The 17,187-nt window shown below is 65.0% G+C and carries 15 protein-coding genes; 12 read left to right on the top strand and 3 right to left on the bottom strand.

What is annotated here, in order from left to right; translation table 11 throughout:
* Nucleotides 1–25 precede the first annotated feature (25 nt).
* The 5 genes from ACNQR1_RS13955 (at nt 26) to ACNQR1_RS13975 (ending at nt 5,843) form a co-directional block, all read left to right on the top strand.
* The gene (locus tag ACNQR1_RS13955) at nt 26–955 is read left to right on the top strand and encodes an LLM class F420-dependent oxidoreductase (RefSeq protein ID WP_418046823.1); all 930 of its coding nucleotides are present in this window, start codon (nt 26–28) and stop codon (nt 953–955) included.
* The gene (locus ACNQR1_RS13960) at nt 952–1,551 is read left to right on the top strand and encodes an EXPERA domain-containing protein (protein ID WP_418046824.1); all 600 of its coding nucleotides are present in this window, start codon (nt 952–954) and stop codon (nt 1,549–1,551) included. Before ACNQR1_RS13955 ends, ACNQR1_RS13960 begins: the two co-directional genes overlap by 4 nt.
* A 171-nt stretch (nt 1,552–1,722) precedes the next feature.
* Nucleotides 1,723–2,601 carry a Coq4 family protein gene (locus ACNQR1_RS13965; RefSeq protein WP_418046825.1) on the top strand — a complete coding sequence of 293 codons (879 nt, stop codon included), beginning with the start codon at nt 1,723–1,725 and terminating at the stop codon, nt 2,599–2,601.
* 65 nt (nt 2,602–2,666) lie between these two features.
* Complete coding sequence (locus ACNQR1_RS13970; protein ID WP_418046826.1) at nt 2,667–3,524, top strand: SDR family oxidoreductase; 858 nt, start codon at nt 2,667–2,669, stop codon at nt 3,522–3,524.
* 78 nt (nt 3,525–3,602) lie between these two features.
* The gene (locus ACNQR1_RS13975; protein ID WP_418046827.1) at nt 3,603–5,843 is read left to right on the top strand and encodes an MMPL family transporter; all 2,241 of its coding nucleotides are present in this window, start codon (nt 3,603–3,605) and stop codon (nt 5,841–5,843) included.
* A gap of 66 nt (nt 5,844–5,909) precedes the next feature.
* Here ACNQR1_RS13975 and ACNQR1_RS13980 read toward each other — a convergent pair whose 3' ends face one another.
* Nucleotides 5,910–6,626: an enoyl-CoA hydratase/isomerase family protein gene (locus tag ACNQR1_RS13980; protein ID WP_418046828.1), complete on the bottom strand. Its 717-nt coding sequence runs from the start codon at nt 6,624–6,626 to the stop codon at nt 5,910–5,912.
* A gap of 58 nt (nt 6,627–6,684) precedes the next feature.
* Between ACNQR1_RS13980 and ACNQR1_RS13985 the strand changes: the two genes are divergently transcribed.
* From ACNQR1_RS13985 to ACNQR1_RS14005, 5 genes are all read left to right on the top strand, one after another.
* On the top strand, nt 6,685–8,256 hold the full coding sequence (locus ACNQR1_RS13985) for an AMP-binding protein (protein ID WP_418046829.1): 1,572 nt from the start codon (nt 6,685–6,687) through the stop codon (nt 8,254–8,256).
* A gap of 79 nt (nt 8,257–8,335) precedes the next feature.
* Nucleotides 8,336–9,526 (top strand): amidohydrolase family protein, encoded by a 1,191-nt coding sequence (locus ACNQR1_RS13990; RefSeq protein ID WP_418046830.1) that lies wholly within the window; start codon nt 8,336–8,338, stop codon nt 9,524–9,526.
* Between the two features lie 11 nt (nt 9,527–9,537).
* Nucleotides 9,538–11,043 carry a FadD3 family acyl-CoA ligase gene (locus ACNQR1_RS13995; RefSeq protein WP_418050363.1) on the top strand — a complete coding sequence of 502 codons (1,506 nt, stop codon included), beginning with the start codon at nt 9,538–9,540 and terminating at the stop codon, nt 11,041–11,043.
* A 143-nt stretch (nt 11,044–11,186) separates the two neighbouring features.
* Nucleotides 11,187–12,095: a hypothetical protein gene (locus ACNQR1_RS14000; protein ID WP_418046831.1), complete on the top strand. Its 909-nt coding sequence runs from the start codon at nt 11,187–11,189 to the stop codon at nt 12,093–12,095.
* Nucleotides 12,092–12,742, top strand: coding sequence for a twin-arginine translocation pathway signal (locus ACNQR1_RS14005; RefSeq protein ID WP_418046832.1), 651 nt, complete (start codon nt 12,092–12,094; stop codon nt 12,740–12,742). Before ACNQR1_RS14000 ends, ACNQR1_RS14005 begins: the two co-directional genes overlap by 4 nt.
* Nucleotides 12,743–12,877: 135 nt before the next feature.
* On the opposite strand, the gene ACNQR1_RS14010 is transcribed toward ACNQR1_RS14005, so the two are convergent.
* Nucleotides 12,878–13,462 (bottom strand): AfsR/SARP family transcriptional regulator, encoded by a 585-nt coding sequence (locus ACNQR1_RS14010; RefSeq protein ID WP_418046833.1) that lies wholly within the window; start codon nt 13,460–13,462, stop codon nt 12,878–12,880.
* Between the two features lie 203 nt (nt 13,463–13,665).
* Here ACNQR1_RS14010 and ACNQR1_RS14015 point away from each other — a divergent pair, with 203 nt between their 5' ends.
* Nucleotides 13,666–14,886 carry a low temperature requirement protein A gene (locus ACNQR1_RS14015; protein ID WP_418046834.1) on the top strand — a complete coding sequence of 407 codons (1,221 nt, stop codon included), beginning with the start codon at nt 13,666–13,668 and terminating at the stop codon, nt 14,884–14,886.
* Here ACNQR1_RS14015 and ACNQR1_RS14020 read toward each other — a convergent pair.
* Nucleotides 14,871–16,139, bottom strand: a complete 1,269-nt coding sequence (locus ACNQR1_RS14020) for an MFS transporter (protein WP_418046835.1) — start codon at nt 16,137–16,139, stop codon at nt 14,871–14,873. The two genes, ACNQR1_RS14015 and ACNQR1_RS14020, sit on opposite strands and share 16 nt — an antisense overlap.
* Nucleotides 16,140–16,458: 319 nt before the next feature.
* Between ACNQR1_RS14020 and ACNQR1_RS14025 the strand changes: the two genes are divergently transcribed.
* Nucleotides 16,459–17,073 (top strand): MerR family transcriptional regulator, encoded by a 615-nt coding sequence (locus tag ACNQR1_RS14025; RefSeq protein ID WP_418046836.1) that lies wholly within the window; start codon nt 16,459–16,461, stop codon nt 17,071–17,073.
* Nucleotides 17,074–17,187: the final 114 nt, after the last annotated feature.

Below are 17,187 nucleotides of genomic sequence, written 5' to 3' on the forward strand. Positions count from 1 at the left end.
GGCAATATGGGTTAGCCTGCTCGGCATGGACTTTCGCATTTTTGTGGAGCCGTGGCAGGGCGCGACCTACGCAGACCAGCTGAAGGTGGCCCAGGCCGCGGAGGCGGCCGGCTATTCCGCGTTCTTTCGTTCGGACCATTACCTGACCATGGCGGGTGACGGCTTGCCCGGACCCACGGATTCCTGGATCACGCTGGCTGCCCTGGCGCGGGAGACGTCCTCGATTCGACTCGGAACCATGGTCACGTCGGCGACGTTCAGGTATCCTGGCCCGCTTGCGATATCTGTTGCCCAGGTAGATGAAATGAGCGGCGGCCGTGTCGATCTGGGTATCGGCACCGGGTGGTACGAAGCCGAACACGAGGCCTACGGGATCCCGTTCCCGCCGCTGGGGGAGAGATTCGACCGGCTCGGTGAGCAGTTGGAGATCATCACCGGCCTGTGGTCGACCCCGCTGGGAGCGCGGTTCGACTACATCGGCAAGCACTACTCGATACAGGATTCACCGGCTCTGCCGAAGCCCGTGCAGAACCCCGGTCCGCCGATCATCATCGGTGGTTTCGGTGCCAAGCGGACACCTGCGCTCGCCGCACACTACGGTTCGGAGTTCAACACCCCGAATCCGTCTGTCGAGGTGGCGAAGACTGCATATGAACGCGTTGCCGTCGCCATGGACAAGGCGGGCCGGTCACGCGATTCGATGGTCTTCTCGGCCACTTTCACGTTGTGTGCGGGACGCGATGACATCGAGCTCGGCCGGCGGGCAGCGGCGATCGGCCGGGATCTGGCCGAGCTGCGTCAGAATAGTCCCCTGGTGGGAACGCCAGCCGAGATCATCGACAGATTGGGCAGTTTCATCGATGCCGGCGTGCAGCGGGCGTACGTTCAACTGTTCGACATGTCTGATCTCGAGCATCTGCACTACTTCGCTGATGAGGTGATGGCGTTGATGTGACGACGGCCCAGCATCCATCTTTCTCACCGGCAATGACCACTACTGATGCCACCGTCATTCCGTTCCGTCGCCGCCGTTACGACTGGTTTCTCGTGGCGGCCTTGACGATGTTCGCGACGACGTCGTTCACCGTGGACCTCGTCAATCTCCTGTTCCGGCCGGATGCGGACTCGGGGTTTGCGTTGGCCCGGTTCGTCCACGATTCCTACGCTGCCGGCGCGGACCCGTTACTGGCCGCCAACCCGCGCTTCGTTCAGGCCGCGTCGGGAATTTCGGCGGTGATGTTCGGTGCGTACTACGTCGCCGCCATCTATGCGTTCATCAGGGGCCGTGATTGGATTCGGCTGCCCACGTTCCTCTATGCGGGGATGATCGTTCAGTCTACTGTCCTGTACCTGACCGTCGGACTTTTGGGCGACGAACAGTTGTTCCGAACAGCTTGCGGTAGCGCGTATTCCGGATTCGACTACACCTTTACCGATGTTCCCAAGGTGGTGTTCGGCAATGTCCCCTACATCGTTGTTCCGCTGCTACTCGTGGTTCGTATGTGGCGTCCGAGGCCGTTTGGGCGGGGCGGTCGAGCAACGCGGTGGTGATGTGGAATGTTCTGTTGCCGAACGTGAATGCCACCAATTGGCAATTTGGCCTGGCGGTAGCTGGCTACGGCATCTAAGGTCGTACTGACCGGCTGTTCGCCATCGCCGTCGTTGAGGCACCGCGCACGTTTGAGAATTATTGCGGCGCAATCTTTTCGAAAGTAGAAGCAAATGTCGTACACAACGGATCTCCCCGAGTACACGGCACCCGGCGGCGTCGTTCCCGGCAAGCCCAGTTTGTCGGCCTTGCTGTCCTGCTGGCGGGCGTTCGCGCTGACCTCCGATGAGCATTTCGGGCGCGTGTACGAGGGCTACCTCGAACTTCAAACCGCGGCGAACTCGCGGTTGTTCGATCAGGTACGCGCACATCCGAACGGGCGCAAGCTGATGCGCTACAAGCCGGAGCTGCGTGCCCGGCTGCACGACGACGAGTACCTCGCTTCGCTGCCGGTGGGATCGGTGGGCCACGCGTTCCGTGCCTTCCTGAATATCAACCGGTTCGACGTGGGAGTGTTCGATGAAGCCTCCGTCATCCGCCCCATTGCCGAGCGGCGGAACTGGGACGAAGACTTCTACTACTTCATGGTGCGTTATCTGACGCTGCACGACATGTTCCATGTCATTGGCGGATACAGCCCGGACGTGGCCGGTGAAGTCACGATGGTGGGTTTTCATTGCGGCCAGGTGGAGCCGGCCGGGCTGTTGGAGAAGTTCGGCTACCTGATGGCCTTGGGTGTCCCGGGTGCGCCGGTTCAGCATCGGATCCGGGTGTACCGCCAGGCCATCGAGAGGGGCAGACGGGCCGACAAGCTCGTGGCGGCACCTTGGGAAGAGCTGCTGGAGCGGCCCCTCGATGAGGTCAGAGAGCTGCTCGGGGTCGCACCGACACGCGTTGCTCACCCCGACGGACTCTGGTTCACCACGTGGACGGCCACCGGCGCCAAAGCCTGGTCGGGATCGGACGGCAAGGTCGCGTCCAAGTGGGACTACGAGGCAATCCTGGCCCGCGAGACCGCACAAGGTTCCGCGCAACCGTCGACGCGAGACTGAGGCATTCTGTGTAATGCCCTACCGCGGTTGGTAATACGTTCAGGTTCAAGGGGGTAATCGAGTACATGGTGGGACAAAAGTCCGTTCTGGTCGTTGTGGGTGCTGGTGCTATGGGGAATTCCATCGTCCGCCGGCTGGGCTCGTCGGCCGTTGTCGTGCTGGCCGACACCGATGCCGTTGTCCTTGCGGAGACGGCTGAGGCATTTGCGATCGCGGGATATGAGACACATTCGCGGACAGCCGATATAACCTCCGCGGCTGCGGTGGCCGAACTCGCCGAATACGCTGCTTCGCTCGGACCGGTGACCCGCGTGGCGCTGACCGCCGGGTTGGTGCCGTCTTACACAGTGACACCCCGCGATCTGTTCACGGTCGACCTCGTTGGCGTCGCACATGTGCTGGATGCGTTCGGCGAGGTGATCGCGCCAGGGGGAGCGGGGGTCGTGATCGCCAGCATGGCCGGACACATGTTGCCGCCGTTGCAGTTCGAGCAGCAGTTGGCCATCGCCGGCACGCCGGCCGCTGATCTGCTGACATTGCCGTTCCTGAATCCCGACTATTACGACAACGCGGGTGTGGCCTACGCAATGGCCAAGCAAGCCAGCTTGATCAGGGTCCGGGCCGCCAGCGTCAGGTGGGGGCGACGTTCGGCGCGGGTCAATTCGATCAGTCCCGGCACTATCAGCTCGGCCGCAACGCAGCAGGAGCTCAGCACCGAGCACGCGGGTGCCGACGCGGCCGTAGTGGACGGCATCCGCGACATGATCAGCCGATCGCCGATTCCACGGATGGGCACTTCCGATGAGATCGCCGCGGTGGCCGAGTTTCTGCTCGGCCCAGGTTCGTCATTCGTCACAGGGACCGACGTGCTGGTCGACGGGGGAGCCGTGGCTTCGACTTTGTTGGCCGGTGTGAGTTCCTGACGGAACCCCCACGGCGTCGGTGCGGACGGCCACGCAGGCGCGGGTAAGCCGGAAGCTGAGGAACGAACGGTGCTGTCCATGGTGGTTCGGCTGGTCGTCGCGCGCCCTCGGTGGGTGCTGATCGGTGCCTTGCTGTTGATGGTTCTCGCCGCGATGATCGGTGCTCCTGCCACCAAGACACTGTCGGCCGGAGGATTCCAGGACCCAGGGGCCCAATCCACCAAGGCAAATCAACTCTTGGCCGAACAGTTCGGGCAAGGGCAGCTCTCCATGGCCTTGTTGGTGCGGGGTCCGACACCGATCGATTCTGGGCGGGGTCGTGAGGTCGTGGACGAGTTGATCGCCCGAATCCGTACCGATCCGGGAGTCAAAAGCGTGGTTTCGCCGTGGGATTCGCCGGATTCCGTGGCGCTCGGCCGGGTGGCGCGGAATTTGAGCAGTGCGGTTATCACGGTGTGGCTGGCCGGTGACGAGACCGCCGCGACAGCGCACGCGGGTGAACTGTCTCGGTCTGTCGCCGGTGTGCGGGCCGATGGCGTCGAGGTGCTGGCAGGCGGCGCGGGCGCGGCGACGGTGCAGATGACCGAACAGATGATGCAGGACCTGGCTGTCAGCGAAGCCATAGCGATGCCGATCTGCTTAGCCGTGCTGGTGTGGGTCTTCGGCGGTGTCATCGCAGCTCTCATCCCGATGGCGGTCGGCGGCTTGGCGATCGTCGGGGCGATGGCGGTGTTGCGGTTGGTGAACGAAGTGACCGAGGTGTCGATGTTCGCTCTGAACGTCGCCACTGCCATCGGTTTTGCCCTGGCCGTCGACTACTCGTTGCTGATCCTGACGCGTTACCGCGAGGAACGCGCGAGCGGGGCGGAAGCCATGGCAGCTGTCCTGAAAACATGCGCGACTGCGGGCCGCACAGTCGGATACTCTGCGCTCACCGTTGCGCTTTCGGTGGCCTCGGCATCGATATTTCCCATACCGGCGTTGCGGTCGTTCGCCTACAGCGGTGTTGCGGTGGTGACATTGGCGGCGGTTTCTGCCCTTGTCGTCGTTCCAGCCGCCCTGCTGGCGTTTCAGAGGCACCTCGATGCGGATTCGCTGCGCGCCAAAGTCCGGTCACTGCTGGGGCGCCCCACCCGTGACCCCGCCGATCTTGAGGCCAGCTTCTGGTACCGCTGGGCCAAACGGGTCATGCGGACACCAATCACATTTGCCGTGGTGGTGACCATCCCGTTGGTCGTCGTCGGCATCCCGTTTCTCGACGTCCGGTTGGGATTCCCTGACGACCGCGGGCTGGCGCACGCCTCCCCGGCGAAAATTGTCGGAGAAGAATTGCGGCGCAATTACTCTCAGGATCTGACGAACTCGGTTCCACTGGTGCTGCCCACCGGTGGCGCGGTGCCGACGACCGATTTGCGCGACTACAGCGCGCGACTGTCCCAGGTTGACGGCGTCGTCGTGGTCACTTCGCCGGTCGGAACCTTCGCCGGCGGACACGAGCAGGGCGCAGCGACAGTTCCGTCGGCCCGATCCGACGCTGTGGTGATCACGGTGGCCAGCAGTACCGCGGCGAACTCGCCGGCCGGATCTGCGATCCTCGATCGGCTGCACCTCGTTGCCCAGCCGCAGGGGAGTCGAGTGCTTGTCGGCGGGCTGGAGCAGAGCAACCGCGACACCATATCGGCCATCACCTCACGGTTACCGCTGCTGCTGACCCTCGTGGCGGTGGCCAGCTTTGTATTGCTGTTGTTGCTCACCGGCAGCGTGGTGATCCCGATCAAGGCCCTGCTGCTCAACGTGCTGTCGCTGTCGGCGACGTTCGGTGCGTTGGTGTGGGTGTTCCAGGAGGGGCATCTCGGGGGTCTCGGTACCACCGCGTGGGGCGGCCTGCTGGTCACCGCGCCGGTTCTGATCTTCTGCGTGCTGTTCGGTCTCTCGATGGATTACGAGGTATTTCTGATCTCTCGTATCCGTGAATTCTGGATGACGTCGAACCGGACGCGGGAGGCGAACGCGGAATCGGTGGCCCTCGGCCTGGCCGGTACCGGGCGGGTCGTGACGGCGGCGGCGTTGATCATGTCGATCACCTTCATGGGTGTGGCCGCGTCGCAGGTGTCCCACCTCCGGATGTTCGGCGTGGGAACGACATTGGCAATCCTGGTCGATGCCACGCTGATTCGGATGGTGCTGCTGCCGGCGTCGATGGCGGTGTTGGGAAGGTGGAACTGGTGGCCGGCCGGCATTCGGCAGTTTCGCCCGAGCGGCGGTCGCCACCGGGCGCCCGCCAGGGGCCTGTGGCAACCGCTCCGCGAGCATGGCTGACGAGCGCCGACTACTTCACCACGTCGGCGGCGGCTGCGTGCGCGTTCCGTAACGCCGCCCGAGGGCCTACTTGCCCTTGTTCATCACCTTGTCCGCAGCGGCCCAGTGCTCGTCGGAGCACCAGAGCCGGGCGAAAGCGGAAACGGCCTCGGTGGTCGACACCCCGTTGATCACCCGTTTGACCTCGCCGGCCTGACGGCGGGCCAGCAGTTGCGCCGTCGTCCGCCAGGTCTCGGCGAACTCGGCGCGGGGAACCACCTGGTCGACCAGCCCGACCTGCTCGGCTTCGCGTGCGCCGAGGATGCGGCCCGTGCCGGCCAGCAGCAGAGCTCGGCTGCGGCCGACGAGGGTGGCCAGCCGTTCGGCCCCGCCCCAGGCCGGCATGATCGCCAGGGCCACCTGGTTGAAGCCGATCTTGATGTCGTCGGCGGCGATGCGGATGTCTGCCGCCACGGCGACCTCGGCCCCGCCACCGAGGGCATGGCCGTTGAGTGCCGCGATGACCGGTCCGTCGAAACCCGCGATGCGGTCGCAGATCGTGCGCATCCGCCAGGCCATCTCGGAAGCCTCGAGTTCGGTGCGCAATGCCGCCAGTTCCTTGAGGTCACCCCCGGAGACGAAGGCGCGGTCGCCACCGCCGGTGATCACCAGAGCGGACGCGCCTGCGGCGCCGTCCAGCGCTTTGTTCAGCGCATCCATGGTGTCCAGCGAGATGGCGTTGCGTGCCTGCGGGCGGTCGATCGTGATGACCGCCAGTTCGCCGTCGATTTCGAGGTCGACCATCAAACGTTCTCCAGTTCCGGGATTGGCATTCTCGTTTGATGAGAATAACATCACCGTTGTGCGCGACATCCCCGTTGAGCTGACCAAACGGTACGTCGAAGAAGGCTGGTGGCGGCCAGAAACCCTGGGCCAGATGCTGGCAGACGGCCTGGCTGCCAGTCCCGATGCCGGGTTCTATGTGCATTCGGCGACACGTCCCTACCGGGGCACCTTCGGCGAGGTCGAGTACACCGCCCGGCGCCTGGCCGCCGGGCTTCGCGATCGCGGGGTCGGGCCCGGTGACGTCGTGGCGATGCAATTGCCGAACTGGATGGAGGCGGCGGTCGCGTTCTGGGCCTCGGCATTCCTGGGTGCGGTGACTGTGCCGATCGTGCACTTCTACGGGCGCAAGGAACTCGGCCACATCATGGCCACCGCGAAGCCGAAGGTGTTCATCACCACCGAGCAGTTCGGCCGGATGAAGTTCGAGCCCGATCTGTGTGCCGAGGTCCCGATCGTCGGCCTGGTCGGGGCTGACGAGCGCTCGCGCGAGGAGCATCGACACGGCTCGTTCACCGACCTGCTCGCCGACGAGCCGATGAAGGGCACGCTGACCGCGGACCCGGCGGCGCCTGCGCTGATCGCGTTCACCTCCGGAACCACGCGCGAGCCCAAAGGCGTCATCCACAGTCACCAGACGTTGGGCTTCGAAACCCGTCAGCTGCTGGAGAACTACCCGCCGGACCGCGGCCGTCAGCTCACCGCCACACCCGTCGGGCATTTCATCGGCATGCTGGGCGCGTTCCTGATCCCGGTGCTGGAGGGCGCCCCGATCGATCTGTGTGACGTCTGGGATCCGGGCAAGGTGCTGGAGTTGATCGAGCGTGACGAGCTGTCGATCGGCGGCGGCCCACCGTATTTCGTCACCAGCCTGATGGACCATCCACAGTTCGACGACCGCCATCTGGCCAGGTTCACCACTGTCGGCCTCGGCGGGTCGACCGTGCCCGCGGCCGTCACCCGACGGCTGGCCGACCTGGGCCTGTTCGTCTTCCGTTCCTACGGCAGCACCGAACATCCGTCGATCACCGGATCGGGCGCAGGGGCCCCTGAGGCCAAGCGCCTGTACACCGACGGCAACGTGCGTCCAGGCGTGGAGATCAGGCTCGGGCCGGACGGCGAGATCTTCAGCCGGGGACCGGATCTGTGCCTGGGGTACACCGACGATGCCCTCACCGCAAAGCATTTCGACTCCGACGGCTGGTATCGCACCGGCGACATCGGAGTGCTGGACGACGACGGGTACCTCACCATCACCGACCGGGCCACCGACCTCATCATCCGAGGCGGCGAGAACATCAGCGCGCTCGAGGTCGAGGAGGTGCTGCTCGGCTTGCCCGACGTCATCGAGGCGATCGTCGTGGCCGCGCCGGACGCGCGACTGGGCGAGCGGGTGGCCGCGGTGCTTCGGGTGCGCGACGGCGGCACGATGCCCACCCTCGATCAGGTACGGGCACATTTCGAGTCCTGCGGGGTCGCCCGGCAGAAATGGCCGGAAGAGCTACATCAGGCCGAGGACTTTCCCCGCACGGCCAGCGGCAAGGTTCAGAAGTTCGTCATCCGTCAGGAGATTGCTGCAATCGCCCGGTGAGCAGCCCCGTGGCCGAGCTGGGCATTGCGGCAGCTATCAAGTGAGAATATGATTCTCTCGAATTGCAAAGGAGTTTTCCATGGGACAACTGTCGCATAGGGTCGACATTCCGTTTCCGCTGTTCGACGCGGACAACCACCTGTACGAGCCGCCGGAGGCGATGACCAAGTACCTCCCCAAGGAGTACAAGGACATCGTCCAGTACGTCGAGGTCAACGGCCGCACCAAGATCGCGATCGACGGCCACATCAGCAACTACATCCCGAACCCGACGTTCTCGCACGTCGCCAAGCCCGGCGCTTGGGAGGAGTACTTCAAGTTCGGCAACCCCGACGGCAAGAGCAAGCGCGAGCTGTTCGGTGAGCCCATGCGGTCCATCCCGGCCTTCTTCGAGCCGGCTCCGCGCCTGGAGCTGATGAACGAACTCGGTGTCGACCGCTCGCTGATGTTCCCGACACTGGCCAGCCTCATCGAGGAGCGGCTGCGCGACAACCCGGTCGCCATCCACGTCATCATCCACTCGCTCAACCAGTGGCTGGACGAGGTCTGGGGCTTCAACTACCAGAACCGCATCTTCGTCACTCCCGTCATCACCCTGCCGATCGTCGAGAAGGCCATCGAGGAACTCGAGTGGGCCGTCAAGCGCGGTGCCCGCGCCATCCTGATCCGCCCGGCCCCGGTCCCCGGCTTCCGTGGCCCGCGCTCGTTCGCGCTGCCCGAGTTCGACCCCTTCTGGGAGCGCTGCGTCGAGTACGACGTGTTCGTCGGCATGCACTCCTCCGACAGCGGCTACTCCCGCTACACCTCGGAGTGGGACGGCACGGTGCAGGAGATGCTGCCGTTCCAGACCAACGCAATGAACATTCTCAACGAATGGCGCCCGATTCAGGACGCAGTGGGCTCCTGGGTGATCCACGGTGCGCTGTTCCGCCATCCCAAGCTCAAGGTGGGCATCGTCGAGGCCGGATCGAAGTGGATGTTCCCGCTGCTGGATTCCATGGCCGAGGTGTACAAGAAGGCCCCCGAGGCCTTCCTGGGCAACCCGATCGAGGAGATCAAGAACCGCATCTACGTCAGCCCCTTCTACGAAGAGGGCATCGACGACCTGATCAACCTGATCGGCGTGGACCAGGTGCTCTACGGTTCCGACTGGCCGCACCCGGAGGGTCTGGCCGAGCCCACCCACTACGTGACCGCACTCGAGCACCTCTCGGTCGAGGATCAGGCCAAGATCATGGGCGGCAACTTGGGCCGCCTGGTCACGCTCTAAGGGGCCGACACATCAATCAGTGGCAGACCATCCCCGCGATGGTCTTGAGTGCAGCGGACCGGTTCGGCGACACGGAGGCGGTCGTCGACTATGGCGACAACCCGGCCGGGGCGGACGGTCCGCTGCGCCTGTCCTTTGCCGAACTCGTCGAGCGCATCCGGAAGGCCTCGGGTGCGTTCGCCGAGTTCGGCATCCACAAGGGGGACCGGGTCGCGGTCTGGGCCCCCAATTCGGCCGAGTGGATCATCGCCGCGTTCGGGATCATGGCCGCCGGTGGCGTCCTGGTTCCGGTCAACACGAGGTTCAAGGCCGATGAGGCCGCCGATGTGGTGGCGCGCAGCGGCGCCAAGGCGGTGATGATCCAGAAGGGTTTCCTCGGGCAGGATTTCACCTTTGCCGAGACGGCTATCGATGTTCCGACCGTCGACCTGAAGTCGGACTTCCTCAGCAGTGGAAACCCGTTCACGCGGGATGTGGAGCCCACCGATATCTCCGATGTCATCTTCACCTCAGGCACCACCGGCAGGCCCAAGGGCGCGATGATGAACCATCGCCAGACGCTGCGGGCCTACGAGGAGTGGGCCACGCTCGCCGATCTGCGCGAGGGTGATCGCTATCTGATGATCAACCCGTACTTCCACACCTTCGGGTTGAAGGCAGGGTTGGTGGCGTCCTTCCTCCGCGGCGCGACGATGCTGCCGGTCGCGGTATTCGACGCCGATACTGTCGTGGAACTTGTTGAGCGCGAACGTATTACGATGCTTCCCGGTCCGCCGACGCTGTACCACTCCTTGTTGGCGGTGACCGACCGCGACCGTCTGGCGACGCTGCGGGCAGGGGTGACCGGCGCCGCCGACATCCCAGTGGAACTCGTGCGCCGCATCCGCGAAGAGCTGCCCTTCCAGACGTTGATGACCGGCTACGGCCTCACCGAGGCGGGCAATGTCACGCTGTCACGACCCGGCGACTCGGCCGAGGATGTGGCCACCACCGCCGGGCTGCCGTGCGAGGGGATCGACGTCCGCATCGCCGACGACACCGAGGTGCTGGTGCGCGGTTACAACGTGATGCAGGGCTACCTCGACGATCCGACGGCCACAGCCGAGGCGATCGACGCCGACGGCTGGCTGCACACCGGAGACCTCGGTGAGTTCACCGAATCCGGCAGGCTCCGGATCGTCGGACGCAAGAAAGACATGTTCATCGTCGGGGGCTTCAATGCCTACCCGGCCGAGATCGAGGGATTCCTACTCGAGCATCCGGCGATTGCCCAGGTTGCCGTCATCGGCGTCGCCGACGAGCGGATGGGCCAGGTCGGTAAGGCGTTCGTGGTGCTGCGGGATGCGCCCGGTGCCGCGACGGTCGCTGCCGAGGAGTTGGTCAGCTGGAGCCGGGAGCGGATGGCTGGCTACAAGGTGCCCAGGTATGTCGAGTTTCTCGACGAACTACCACTCAATGCCACCGGCAAGGTGATGAAGAATGAGCTCGAGGCACGGGTAACGGCGAGTCCGGGCTAAGTGTACGCACAGCGCGTAAACATCATTTCCGCAGGTAAATGGCCATTTATGCGCCCGCTGTCGATGATGTACTCTCGGGTCACTACCGCAAACTGATAACGTAATTCTCGTTAAGCAGGCTGCTGAACGGACAGGAGGTCGGCATGCCGTCCCGCAAGCCTTCGTCGCCGGTACTCGATACTAGCGAAGATGACGCGTCACCGAGCGACGCACTGAAGTTGGCCGAACAGGCCGAAGCCGAGGCCGCGGAGGCCGAGGCCGTGGCGACCGCCGCGCGGGCCAGGGCCCGTGCCATACGGTTGCGTAACGAGGCTGCCGCCGAGACGGGTGCTGCCGACGCGACCGTGGCCGACGATGCGGTCGACGAAGTGCCGACAACCGAGCCTGCCGACGCCCCCGATGGCGATGAGGCCGACACGTCTGAGGTCACCGACACCGCCGGCGTCGATGTCGAGACAGAGGCCGTCGAGGCCGAGCCGGTCGAAGCAGCCGACGAAGCGGAGCCGGAAGACGGCGTGGAGGCCGCCGAGGCCAAGTCGTCGCGGTTCCCGCGGGTCCGGGTATCGCGTCTGTTCTGGAAGGTGCTGGCGACCTGCCTGACGCTCATCGTCATCGCGGGACTGCTGGCTGCCAGCGGCTGGATGATCTGGCACCACCGTCAGGCCGAGCATCGTCAGAAGTTGGCTGCCGAATACACCGCCGCGGCCCGTCAGACCGTCGTGACCCTGATGTCCCTGGACTTCAACCACGCCCAGGATGCCGTCAAGAACATCCTCGACAACTCGACGGGCGAGTTCCGGGAGGACTTCGAGGCGCAGTCGAAGGACTTCGTCAAGCTGGCCCAGGACGCCAAGGTGGTGACCGAGGCGAACGTGACCGCCGCCGCCGTCGACACCATGAGCGACAACAACGCTGTCGTCCTGGTCGCGGTCAACACCCAGGTCACCAACACCACCGGGGCCAACAAGCAACCGCGTCCCTGGCGGGTGGCCGTCGACCTGGTTCGCGAAGGTGACCAGATCAAGCTGTCGAAAGTCGAGTTCGTGCCGTGACCCTGGACCAGGACATCAAAGAGACCGAGAAGGCCGACACCGAGACGGCCGTCGAGACGGAAGACACCACAGAAGCCGGCGACGAGCAGGTCGCAACGGAGGCCGATTCGACCGAAGACAGCGATGCCGCCGCTGAGCCTGCACAAGGATGGCGGCAGAAGCTGACGAGGCTGTGGTTCCCGCTGGCGCTGGTGGTGGCGCTGATCGCGTCGGCGGCTCTGGCCGGGTGGTTGTACTTCGCGCAGTACCGGGTCGATCAGCAGACAGGTGAGGCGGCGTCGGCGACGGTGCTCAAGGCGGCCAATGAGGGCACGACGGCCTTGCTGACCTACGCGCCGGACAGCCTTGACCGCGATTTCTCCGCCGCCAAGTCCCACCTGACCGGTGATTTCCTGTCGTACTACACCCAGTTCACGCAAGAGATCGTCGCTCCCGCCGCCAAGCAGAAGTCGGTCAAGACCACAGCGGCAGTCGTGCGCTCGGCCGTCTCGGAGATCCACCCGGATTCAGCGGTGGTGCTGGTGTTCGTCAACCAGGCGACGACGAGCGCCGAGAACCCCAACGGGAGTTTCGCGGCCAGCGCCGTCAAAGTCGGGATGAGCAAGATCGACGGCAACTGGTTGATCTCGTCGTTCGACCCGGTGTAGCGGCTCATTCGACCGGGAGCGGTCAGTCCTGAGCGTGCCGCTCGTACTCCCACCGCTCAAGCCAGGTCTGCAGTTCGTGCACTGCCAGTGCCGTGAGCAGTGCACTGATCACGGCGAGGACGAGCAGCAGCGCACTCATGGCCGGCACCCCGCGTTGTCATTGTGGTGCCGGGCCCCGAGCGAAACCGGACGATACGGTGAGCTCGGGCCTGCGTAGTGCGTTACCTGCCTCGGTCCGCCCTCGGGCACGTCCAGGACGGAGCGCTTGATCGCCCGGTAGCGGTCGCGTTCGGTGACGCACCAGGAGTCGGGCCACCCTTCGAGCAGGTCACCGCTTCGCGCCAACCGGTGCAGGGCGGGATGGGTGACCGCGGGTACGAGACGTCCGTCGATCACCGGCATCGCTTCGTGCTGCGCGAGCGCCTCGTGCCAGTCCACCTTCACCTCTGGCGCGAGACTGACGTACTGGTGTCGTACGACGAGCAGGGCGTCGGCGCCCAGCGGTCGCAACCGCCACAGAGCGGATCGCAGCGAGGAGACCGCCTTGTGCGGCGGACTGCCCGGCCACAGCAGGTCGCAGACCCAGCTGCGGTGCAGTTCGCGGCGCTTCACCGCCGCCAACGCCACCAACCGGCGACACGACGGTGGTAGCAGCAGGGGCTCCATGTCGCGGTAGACCGCGAACTCGCCGAGGAGGTTCAGCGTGAATTGCTTGGACACACGCTCATCCTCGAGCTTGGCAGCGGACCTGACATCAGTAGTGCACTACCTGTATTTGGCGCACATTTCTGCCACCACGCCGTGGGCAATCCGCGGCCGGGCGTCCTGATGCGATGGAATTGCGGTGAAATCCGGCGACGAAGGGACATATCAGTGTGAACGAGGACAGGCCGAGTCCGGTTCAAACCCACCGGTTGAGCCGGATGAGCGGACGTGATCCGCACGAGCAGCACCGGGTGGCGACTCCGCTGGAATTGCTGTTCGACCTCACCTTTGTGATCGCCTTCGGGGTGGCGGCCGCACAGTTCGCGCATCTGATGGCCGAGGGTCACGTGTCGGCCGGGCTGGCCGGTTTCGGGTTCGCCGCGTTCGCGATCTGGTGGGCGTGGATGAACTTCACCTGGTTCGCGTCCGCCTACGACACCGACGACTGGATCTACCGGGTGATGACGATGCTGCAGATGGTCGGCGTCATCATCCTCGCGCTGGGCATACCTCCGGTGTTCGCCTCCATCGAACACGGCGGGCACGTCGACAACGTGGTGATGGTGGCCGGCTATGTGGTGATGCGAATCGCGTTGGTAGGTCAGTGGTTACGCGCCGCCGCGCAGGATCCGCCACGCCGGTCCGCGTGCCTCACCTACGCGTGCGCGGTCGTCGTCGCCCAGATCGGATGGGTGGCGCAGATCTTCGTATCGACCTCGCTGACGGTCTTCTTCGTCACCGCCCTGGTGCTGATGGTCGTGGAGATCAGCGGACCGATCCTTGCCGAGCGTCGGATGGGTGGCACCCCGTGGCACGCCCATCATGTCGCCGAACGCTATGGACTGCTCGCGATCATCGCCTTGGGCGAGGGCGTGGTCGGTACGGTGGCGTCCCTGACGGCGGCAGTGGGGGAGCACGGCTGGTCCACCGACGCGATCCTGCTCGTAGCCTCCGGCATCGGGCTGACGTTCGGTATGTGGTGGGTGTATTTCCTGGTTCCGGCCGGTGCTCTGCTTCATGCCCAGCGCACGCTCTCGTTCTGGTACGGATATCTGCACCTGGCGGTATACGCGGCGATCGTCGCCACCGGCGCCGGACTACACGTGGCGGCCTACTACATCGAAGGGCAATCGAAGCTGGATTCCGTGGGCACCGTGCTGGCGGTGGCGATTCCGGTGGGCATCTACCTGGCGGCGATGTTCGTCATCTACTCACTTCTCGTCGGGGACTTCGATCTGCTGCACGCACTGTTGCTGGTGCTCGCCGCGGCGGCACTCGTGGCCGCGGTGGCGCTGGCGGCGGGCGGGACATCGATGGCGATATGTCTGTTGATCGTCACCGCGGCACCGGTGGTGGTGGTCGTCGGGTTCGAAGCGGTCGGGCACCGGCACGCCGCCGAGATCGTCGGTCGGCGCCTGGACGTTCAGCGCCCCGGGTGAGTCTCGAAGCTCTCCAACAGCATTCGTTCCTGTTCGGCCGCCAACAGCCTGCGGGTCTTGCTGCGGGTGATCAGGATTCCGATGGTGGCCAGGATCCACACCGCGTACTGCACTGACCAGGCCAGGCGGAACGACGCGAACGAGTAGCTGTCAGTGCCGGACAGGATCAGGCCCATGGCTTGCATCACCAGCAGTGCCGCCAGGAAGCCACCCATGTTCACCATGCCCTGGGCGGTGCCGAGGGTGTGGCTCGGGTTGAAGGTACGGGCGAAGTCGAAGCCAACCATCGAACCGGGACCGCCGACCGAGATGACGACGATGAGCACGACCAACAACCACACCGGTGCCGGGCCGGGCAGTGCCAGCACCACGGTCCACACCAGGGCGTTACTGGCGATGATCCACAGCACCAGACGCGACCTGCGGTGTGGATGGCGGCCCGTGAACACGCCGATGCCGATTCCGGCCGAGATGGCGGCCACCACCGAGACGGTCAGTAGGGAGCCCGCGGCAGTCTCCGAGAGTCCCTGCGCCACGGTCAGATAGGGCACTCCCCACATCAGCGCGAACACCGTCACCGAGAACTGGGTGCCCATGTGGGTGAAGAATCCGAGCCGGGTGCCAGGCCGCAGCCAGACGGTCTTGATCCGGGACAGGGTGGCGTGCAGCGAGATCGGCTCGGACGTCCTCGCCGAGCCGTGGGGCGTGTTGCGGATCAAGGCCAGTGCCAACACGATCACGACGAGTCCGAACGCGGCGACCGACAGATATGCCGGGGTCCACCCTGAGCCGGTGAGGATCGCAAGGAACGGGACTGCGGAGAGCACCTGACCGAGTTGGCCGCAGATTCCGGTCAGCTGGGCCACCAACGGGACGCGGACCGGCTCGAACCAGTACGGCACCAGGCGGAGAACCGAGATGAAGGTCAGCGCATCGCCCAGGCCGACGATCGCCCGTGCGCCGATCGCCGCGGGCAGCGACTCGCTCAGTGCGAGCACGAGCTGGCCGGCGGTCATCAGCGCGGCTCCGCACACGATCAGTACGCGGGAACCGAAGCGGTCCAACAGCAATCCGGCGGGAACCTGAGCCGCGGCGTACACGATCACCTGCAGCACGACGAACGTGGACAGCACGCCCGGGCTTGCGGCAAATCTGTCGGCGGCCTGTAGACCCGAGACGCCGAGGGTCGTGCGGTCGAGGACGGCGATGATGTAGGCGAGTAGCCCGGTGGCCCAAACGATCCAGGGACGCACGCGGGCACCTTTCGTCAAATGTGTTTCTGAGGGCAGACGTACATGCTCTCGCACCGCGGGCGCCGAAGCGAACGGACTTCTTAGGCGCGGTTGTGAATTTTGGTCTCGGGGCCGAGATTCCCGTGTTGAACAGAGTTGGCTGAAAATGCACTCTCATGTTGGACTTGAGGTCACCTGTTCTACATACCTGCTGATAAGCGGGCTGGTTTCGCATCTGATAGATGATGGATTCATCTAGCTACGAATTCGCTCGCAGCATTAATCAGAGAGTAGGGTGTCGGCATGAATCGCTGTTCAATCCGACGCGGAGGACGTCGGCTTGGTTGAGTATCGGCTCGAAGACCTGGCGCGCATTTCTGGCGTCAGCGCTCGCAATATCCGCGCTTATCGTGAGCGCGGCCTGTTGGATTCGCCGCGGCGCGTCGGGCGCTCGGCGTATTACGGCGAGCGACACCTGGCTCAGTTGACAGCGATCAGCCAGCTACTGGCCAAGGGCTTCAACTCGGCGCACATCGCCGAGTTCTTCTCGGGCTTGCGCAGTGGCAAGAACCTGCCCGACACGTTGGGAATCGAGGGCTCGGGCTGGTGCCGGCCGAAGGCGCTGGCGCTCAACGTGGATCCGGACGACTCCGGTGTCCGCACGCTCGTGGAGTTCGGGCTGTTGCACATCGCCGAGGGATCGGTCGAGGTGACCGACCCTGCGTTGGTCGCGCTCCTCGGTGGCGCCGAGGACCACCAGCCTTGTGTACGGACCATGGCTGCGCTCGCGCGATCGACCGGCGGAGCGATCGATCAGCTGGCGGAATCGGCCGCCGCCGCGGTCGCCGAACACCGGGGCGACCTCTCCGACAGCCGTCTGCGTGAGCTGACGCGGGCCGTGGTCGCCGCCGGGGTCGACCGCGCTCTGCGGCCTGGGTTGGCCACCGCCGATTAGCCCTGCTCACGTGCCTACGGCCGAGGCGAATCTCGACGAGCCGTGGTTCGGCTCGTATTTCTGGCAGCGCAACGGGACTTCGCCGGGGCGGGTCGCCCGCCCCACGCCTGCACC

Source organism: Mycobacterium sp. 48b, from assembly GCF_048282725.1.
In the GTDB taxonomy this organism is placed as follows: domain Bacteria; phylum Actinomycetota; class Actinomycetes; order Mycobacteriales; family Mycobacteriaceae; genus Mycobacterium.